The organism is Macrococcus carouselicus (genome assembly GCF_004359515.1).
Lineage (GTDB): Bacteria > Bacillota > Bacilli > Staphylococcales > Staphylococcaceae > Macrococcus > Macrococcus carouselicus.
The window spans coordinates 1-7,434 of record NZ_SCWD01000011.1; the positions used below are offsets into that span (position 1 = coordinate 1).

Annotated in this window: 9 protein-coding genes; 5 read left to right on the forward strand and 4 right to left on the reverse strand. The window is 29.2% G+C overall.

Annotated elements, in window-relative coordinates; genetic code table 11:
* Both ERX40_RS10975 and ERX40_RS10980 read left to right on the forward strand, forming a co-directional pair.
* Positions 1 to 371: tyrosine-type recombinase/integrase (locus ERX40_RS10975; RefSeq protein ID WP_165980761.1), on the forward strand; the 371-nt coding region annotated here is incomplete at its 5' end.
* Between the two features lie 47 nt (positions 372 to 418).
* Complete coding sequence (locus ERX40_RS10980) at positions 419 to 601, forward strand: hypothetical protein (protein WP_133418539.1); 183 nt, start codon at positions 419 to 421, stop codon at positions 599 to 601.
* Positions 602 to 804: 203 nt separating this feature from the next.
* On the opposite strand, the gene ERX40_RS10985 is transcribed toward ERX40_RS10980, so the two are convergent.
* The 4 genes from ERX40_RS10985 to ERX40_RS11000 all read right to left on the reverse strand — a co-directional run bounded on the left by ERX40_RS10985 (position 805) and on the right by ERX40_RS11000 (position 5,387).
* Positions 805 to 1,374, reverse strand: coding sequence for a hypothetical protein (locus ERX40_RS10985; protein ID WP_133418540.1), 570 nt, complete (start codon positions 1,372 to 1,374; stop codon positions 805 to 807).
* Between the two features lie 298 nt (positions 1,375 to 1,672).
* A complete protein-coding gene (locus ERX40_RS10990; protein WP_133418541.1) occupies positions 1,673 to 2,653 on the reverse strand; it encodes a hypothetical protein in 981 nt (326 codons plus the stop codon).
* Positions 2,654 to 3,220: 567 nt separating this feature from the next.
* On the reverse strand, positions 3,221 to 3,403 hold the full coding sequence (locus ERX40_RS10995) for a helix-turn-helix domain-containing protein (protein WP_133418542.1): 183 nt from the start codon (positions 3,401 to 3,403) through the stop codon (positions 3,221 to 3,223).
* Positions 3,404 to 5,153: 1,750 nt separating this feature from the next.
* Complete coding sequence (locus tag ERX40_RS11000; RefSeq protein WP_133418543.1) at positions 5,154 to 5,387, reverse strand: hypothetical protein; 234 nt, start codon at positions 5,385 to 5,387, stop codon at positions 5,154 to 5,156.
* A gap of 184 nt (positions 5,388 to 5,571) precedes the next feature.
* Between ERX40_RS11000 and ERX40_RS11005 the strand changes: the two genes are divergently transcribed.
* From ERX40_RS11005 to ERX40_RS11015, 3 genes are all read left to right on the forward strand, one after another.
* Positions 5,572 to 6,303 (forward strand): coiled-coil domain-containing protein, encoded by a 732-nt coding sequence (locus tag ERX40_RS11005; protein WP_133418544.1) that lies wholly within the window; start codon positions 5,572 to 5,574, stop codon positions 6,301 to 6,303.
* A complete protein-coding gene (locus ERX40_RS11010; protein WP_133418545.1) occupies positions 6,300 to 6,662 on the forward strand; it encodes a hypothetical protein in 363 nt (120 codons plus the stop codon). The genes ERX40_RS11005 and ERX40_RS11010 overlap by 4 nt, the downstream gene beginning before the upstream one ends.
* Positions 6,663 to 7,111: 449 nt before the next feature.
* Positions 7,112 to 7,434 (forward strand): tyrosine-type recombinase/integrase (locus ERX40_RS11015; RefSeq protein WP_341777492.1); only part of this gene is annotated, 323 nt, incomplete at its 3' end.

Sequence of the window (7,434 nt, forward strand, 5' to 3'; positions counted from 1 at the left end):
AAAAAAATAAAGCTGTACCGTTGTATCATATGAAAACTGAAATTGATAAATACATTCAGTTTCTTGATGATGAAGATTATTTATTTAAATCTAATAAACTAGATGAAAATAATCAGCAGAAACCGATCAGCAGAGTACAGGCATACAGAATATTAAACAAGGCTGCTGACTCAATCGGTATTGATTCAATAGGCACTCACTCAATGAGAAAAACGTTTGGCTATCATTACTATAAGAAAACGAATGATATAGCTTTATTAATGCAACTGTTTAATCATTCATCACAATCTGTGACATTACGTTATATCGGTATTAATCAAGACGTTATTAATGAATCAATCAGCACAACAATGAACGGTCTGTACGATTAATAGCACTACTGAATCACAAATATAAAAATCAAAGGGAGATAATCAAAATGACAAAAACAAACTTTACTATCACTTTAAAAGGGCAAAAAGAATTTACAGAAGAAGAACTGTACTTATTGAATGAAAACAACATCGCTGATATTGTCATCATGACACGCTCAAATCAAGGCGAGGGAACTTTAACAATTAAATCAGATCAGTATGATATTCAGATTAATGAAGCAGAATAACAATTAAATAGCTGTCCTACCGTCTATACAGTGATATAGGCGGTTTTTTATGCTTTATTGCTCGCTGATTGCCATTCTAAGAGCGTTTTGTATATCTTCGTGAGTAATCATGCGTTAAACGTTCTATGAGTGGCTGTCTGCGTCTATATAAACGAAAAAAAATCCCCTCTATCAAATTAATGATAAAGGGGATTGAGTGTGTATCAATCAATGTTATGTTGATTCTTGAACTCGATAGAAAAAGTTTTCGGTGTGTACTCATCATATTGTTTATTGAACGCTGTGACTATATCCTCAATTAAATCAGACTTAATTTCTTTTTTAATTTGTTCAATATCGAATACTGATACAACAATGTCATTTTCTAATCTTTCAGCTATTGCTCTATGTTCATGATTTTGTTTTCTTGAACAAGGCTCTAAATTTAGTAAATGGCAATTTTTTCTATTTCTATCCTTGTGATTAATATCAATTTTTTCATCTATATCTCTAATGAGTCCGAATCCAAACGCTACTAATCTATGTACATATCTTTTCTTTTTATTTACTGTTATAAATAAATAACCGTTGCCATTATCATGTGGATTGATAATCTTTATAGAATTATTCTTTTTAGATTTTCCGTAAAGTGTACCGCTGATAGCAGCATAGATATAATAACCTTTTGATTCATCAACTTTACGAATACAATCCAATTCTAATAACATTAAAAATTCTGCTCTTAATTGATTTTGTTCTTTACGTTTTAAATCTGTGCTTTTTAAGTTTGTCATAATAAATTCTTCTTTCTGTAATTAAAATTTTCATAGTTATTTCTCTCCTTTGATAATTTCTTTTAAATTATTTTCCCCAAAATAACTTTTTCATATGGCTGTGCGACATTGCGATTATATATGTAAACGTCTGATCTGTAAGAAAATCAAGACGGAATTTTAATGCTGAAAAATTTAGATACAAAAAGACAAGCTGAAAAATAACAGCCTGTCTTGAAAGTTAGTAAATATTGAATTATTAATAATTAGCACTTATAATAAAAAGCGACCAAACTTATATTAATAAGTGCTAATGTAATTAAATATTTTCTTCATTATCCTTATTGCTTGAGAAGTCATTGCTTAAATCTATGTCCAGTAGAATTTTTTCTAATGACTTCTTAACCTTTGGGGTTGAAGAAAAAGAAACGTTCGGATTAATCACTAATCTGAACTCTTTTCTTTTTTTAGAGTCTTTTATACTTGCTGGGCGTACCGCTATTTCAACTTCATAAATCAAATGTGTTCCTGATGCTTCAAAGTAAACATCATTCATCTTCATTATTGACTCTTGAAACGTTCCGTAATTCCTATTCTTTAATTTCTGATTACGTTTTCCAAGTGCTTCAGCTAGTGAATCATAATCATGATATACAAACCTCTTTAATTCTTCGTTATATTCTTTCATCACTAGAGTGTTATCCTGCTTATAAATAAACGGAATCAGTGAGAAGAACAAGCCTACGTGCTTCGCTGTCGCTGGTTTACCCTCTTGAACAAATAAATCATATAATTCTTGAACAGGTTTTTTAAATACTCTGTATGACTTATGATGATCCAGAAGATAACCTCTATTCATGACATCATTATTTAAGTACATTCCGTTGTCATCTTCTAATAATACTTCAGTAGCTAATAACTTCTTTTTGTAGTTCTGAACGAACTGATAATAGCTAATCTTTAATATTTTAGCTATGTCTTTATTTGTCGCTGGTTTTCGATTGTACATGATGTAGTTCTTATCGACATAATCAGTAGTAAATCGAGCATAAGTACATAGCTGTAATACTAGTCCCGCTTCAGTTTCAGTTAAATCATAGTACTGAAAAATGTTTGTTTGAAATTCAGTCATCAAATTAAAGAATTGAGGATCAGAACTTTTCTTAGGTTTTGCTTTGTCGTCTGGGTGCTGGTGTACTGTGATTTGACCTGTGATAACTTCGCCATGTTCATTTGTTGCTATTTGTGGCTCTTGCTTTTTTGCTTGTTTCTGTATAAATCTTTTTCTTTCTTCATTCATCAAGTGTTTTTCCTTTCTAAATATTTGCATTATTTAAAAATGCTATCTTCAATTTTATACTGCTGAAATGTAAAAATAAAGCTATATCAAGTGATTAGAACAACTGTATATTTATATGCAAAGTGCAAGCGGATCTTGAAACTACACTAAATTTATCTTGAAACTACACTAAAATTTTTTTGAAAAAATACTTGAACACTTACTCTCCCAACGGTTTCAGCGTTTCAGCGGAAATTTTGAAACATATAAGATACGTCCAAGTTTACTCAAATCTTAATCATTTAGTGTTATCTGCTCATCAATTAAACTAATTTTAAAATCTAAAATTCTAATTTAAAGTATTACTTTTGCAATAATACCCCTCATGCTATTACACCCTTTGAATATTTCATAATAAATCTACGGAGTCCCACTTCAATATTATAAACTCCCAATATAAAATGAAATTTTGCAGGAGTCACAATAATAGAACGCTCTTTGTTCTATTTTGTGGCGACCAAGTTTAGTAACAAAGCGGTTTTTGCTTTGCTTACTGAACGCTATACATTTAATTATATGTAATATTGCTTACTTGCTGATCAATCTATCAACACGTTTCAATAATTCATCTGACATGTTACGTTTGCCATTTTTCCAATGATTAAAGTAACTTTCAGTAATATTCAACTGTTCCGCAACAATCTTAAGTTGTGGCTTCATGTTAGACTCATGCCATTCAACAAACTTAATTCTCATATTTTCATTATTCATAAATCAAGTGTTCTCCTTTCTAAATGTCTGTCTATTCAAATTGTACTCATGTAGAAAAAAAGTAGGTGCTATCAGCTGAAAAGAGATATAAATAGCTGATAGTCCCAATAAATAAAGAACAGATGAATTAGATAGAACATTTAATATTGTACTGCTTACACATAAACAATATAGTTATGCGTATTCCTTTTGATTAATTTAACATCACATGACAATATTAATTTAATTCACTATTACCAGCTGAAGAACAGACGTTCATCTTTTTGTGTTTGTTAATAAGTAGCCTTAGAAGTTACTTATAGTAAGCAGATCATAAATTTATAAAACTAATCATTGTAATAGGTCTGTATGCTTATTAATGAATACAAATAAGTGAACGTGCAACAAACGGTAGTGCGTTAGCTTATACTCATGTATGAACAGCAGAAGTACTTATAATAGCTATTGTGTGGTTTGCACTAAATAAACTAATTGAACTGTATAACGTTATGAGGATATGTAAATAGAAAAATTTGTAACTTATGTATTTGGCTGTATTTAATTATTCAATTGTCAATGTGCTGGCAGAGATTGTTAAGTTGATTCAGAATGTAGTAATTAAATCTCTTTGTGAAGATGATGAGATACTATGAACTATTAGAAGTATAGGTTATGTATGCTGGCGATAAGCCTTACAGTCAAAACAGAACATGCGTTCTCTATTTGCTGTATTAATATCATAGCAAGTTTTTTAAAATATTACAATATTATTATTGACATTTGTTTTTAACTATGCTTATGGTAACTAGTAAATTATACTTAAAAACAAGCAAAATATGAACTAAAATTCTCAGAAATAAATTTATTATGTAAACTACTATTTATTGGTTTTTACTTTAAAATAGCTATGCGTACTCACACAACTGTATATATAATCTGCTAAATCACGCTATTAATATAATCTTAAACTATCCCTCCCACCTTGTATTAAATAGCATAATTAAAAAGGGACTTAATATTTAGTCTTGATGGATCAATAGACGACATACAGCGGAGATATATTAGCTAGTTGCTCAATAAACAGGCTTTTAACACTAGTAGAATCAAGTTTAAATGAATCTTTTAAACTTATTAGAGAACACTATCAAATCATCAGAAAAGGCTGGTATATAAGAATAAAGAGAAGCGGTCTGCTATTATACTAAAATTTTAAATCTCATTTTGAATAGTTGCTATGTCAGATTTATCTACGTTTAGAGTACTTTAAAGAACAATCTTAGGGAAAATTTACACTAAATTGCATTTTATCGCAATCAGAAAAGTATGGTTTCACAAGTCTTTCATAAATGTGTTGTGTGATATTATTTTAGAAATTTCAAATTGCTATATGACATAAACTCATCATACAAATGTTTAATTTTGCTTAAATATCTTGTTTTCATAGCATTTTCATCAATCTGATAAAACTAAATCAGCAACTTTTCAAATCTTGAATTTCATAAATCCCTTAAATATAAGACAAAATCCGCTTCCTATTTCGTGATAAAATCCGACTTTTATTAATTATTAATATACATGCCCTATTTAAGCAGGACACTCTCTATTTAAGTCGTTTAGCGTCTATATTACCTTTACTACTATTTGCTGCTGGCGTGTCTGTATGAGCGTTTAAATGCTTAGTACAGTTGTGTGATGATTACTCATTTAGAATCAATTCTATGTCTGATTCATAGACTATAAACAATAGATACAGACTAAATAAAGCGTGCTGTTAATCTATATCAAATTCTTTTATATACATTTTTGCTTTATCAGTCAGCTTAAACTTACGTAACGATCCATGCTTAAAGAAAACGATTTTATCATCTGAAGATTTATACAAGTAATTGTCATTCAATAATGAGTGAATCAGTCGATTAGTCTGACCGTCTTTGATACCAAAGTTTTTAGGGTTAATGTTATCACGAATACATTTCAGAACGATTAGTTTATTATCAGATGTCATAAATTCCCCTTTTACCTGTATTTGTTAAGTTCATTATACTTGTAAAGCTGTTGTTAATTGATGAAGTTATCGTAAAGTTATTGTTAATTTTCTTGATGAAGTTTATTCATTTAACAGTAGAAGTACTGATATAATAATACTTGACGATTGATAAATTAATTGACAAGCAAAGGATTGATACTTGATGAAAGCAGTCAAAGAGATAGCTGAAATGTGTAATGTCAGTAAGCAAGCTGTATTCAATCAGATCAAGGCTCATGATATTAAAATAGCTAAAGTTAAGAATGTAGCTTATGTAGTGCATGATGAAGCGATTGAAACACTTTTAAATCATTTCAATAAGAATCATCAAGCAGAAGATAAAGCACTTGATGAAGTTAAGACAGAAACAACTAAAAAAGACAATGCTATCAAGCAACATGAACAGGTTGATAAAGAAGTTGTCAACTTGATAAGCAATGATAAAGCTAGTAGTAGCAATAAGGAATTAGACCAGCTTAAAGCAGAAATCAAGCTGTTATCAAGTCAATTAGATTCAGAACGTCAATTGACAAGTATCTTGATGAAGCAGTCTGAAATAGATAATAAACAGATAGATACTAAAGACGCACAAATAAAGCAATTGAACAACACACTTGATGAACAACAACGCTTATTACATAATCAGCAGTCTTTAGCTTTGCAATCTTCTAATAGAATCAAAGAGTTAGAAACAGAATTAAAAGAGGTCAGATTAAAGCTAGATCAGTCAGAAATTAATAAAGCTGGGGAGTTAGAAGAAGTTAAAACAGTCATAGATGATAAAGAAGTTATTACTAATCCTGTCAAAGAAAATAATAATATTAGTGCTTTCTGGATTGCTTATACTCTATTTAAAAGTTCATTTAAAAGTTCATTTAAAAGGAGAAGAAAATGAAGCATTCAAAACAATTTCTAATTATACAATTCTTTCAGTTAATGGCTTATGCCATTATTTTTAATATAATGGTTTTTAATGATATTAAGCATACTAACGTAATATTTTTAATACTTCCTTTTCTATTTACTTATATTTTTGAGAATATAGCTGTTTTTGTAGATGAAACAGAGTTAAAGATTATCAAAATGATAAATTCAGTGTACTTAATTATTTTAATTAGCACTTACTTGCTTAGATATATTGGAGTATCAAATATAGTCAATTGGATTGATGAAAATAAGTTTTATCTATTATTTGAAATGATCGTAGGCTTAATAATAGTTTTGATAAATACGAGATATAAAAAAAGAGACTAATAAATAGTCCCTTGAATCAGTTCTCTAGTTAATACATTAAAAATCGGCTCTGCTTGTTCTGTCTGTTTGCAGACTAAATACATGATGTTATTTTTCAACTCTAATTCATACGTTAAATTGTTCGTTAGCACTATGCTGACCGCCTTTCTGTTTATTTACTTCTTAATATAACAATGTTCTCGCTGATCCTTACTAATTGGATCAGTTTTTTTATTTTACGAGTTTATTCAATTGTACCTGTCCCCTTGCTATCTTATATTGATCATGTGATTTTCTGCTAGAGATTAAGGGGAACTGATTAGTCTTCAAATTTATTAATGTAACACAATACATATTAAGTTACATGATAAACATTGCTATATTAATGATTGACTTTCTTCGGATAAATAATGTATCATATTGATATAATATATTACATTAAATGATACTAATTGAAAGGTTGATTGCATATGAAAACAGTTGAGCCGATTAGAAATATTGATGACATTAAAGAGATGAAAAAGTCGCTCGCCTACTACGGATCAGAAAGAGATGTATTTTTGTTCGTACTTGGTATAAATTGCGGTTTAAGAGTTGGAGATATGCTGACACTGAAAAAGAAAGATATTAAAGATTATGAATTGAAGATTAAAGAAAGCAAAACGAAAAAAAATAAAGCTGTACCGTTGTATCATATGAAAACTGAAATTGATAAATACATTCAGTTTCTTGATGATGAAGATTATTTATTTAAATCTAATAAACTAGATGAAAATAATCAGCAGAAACCGAT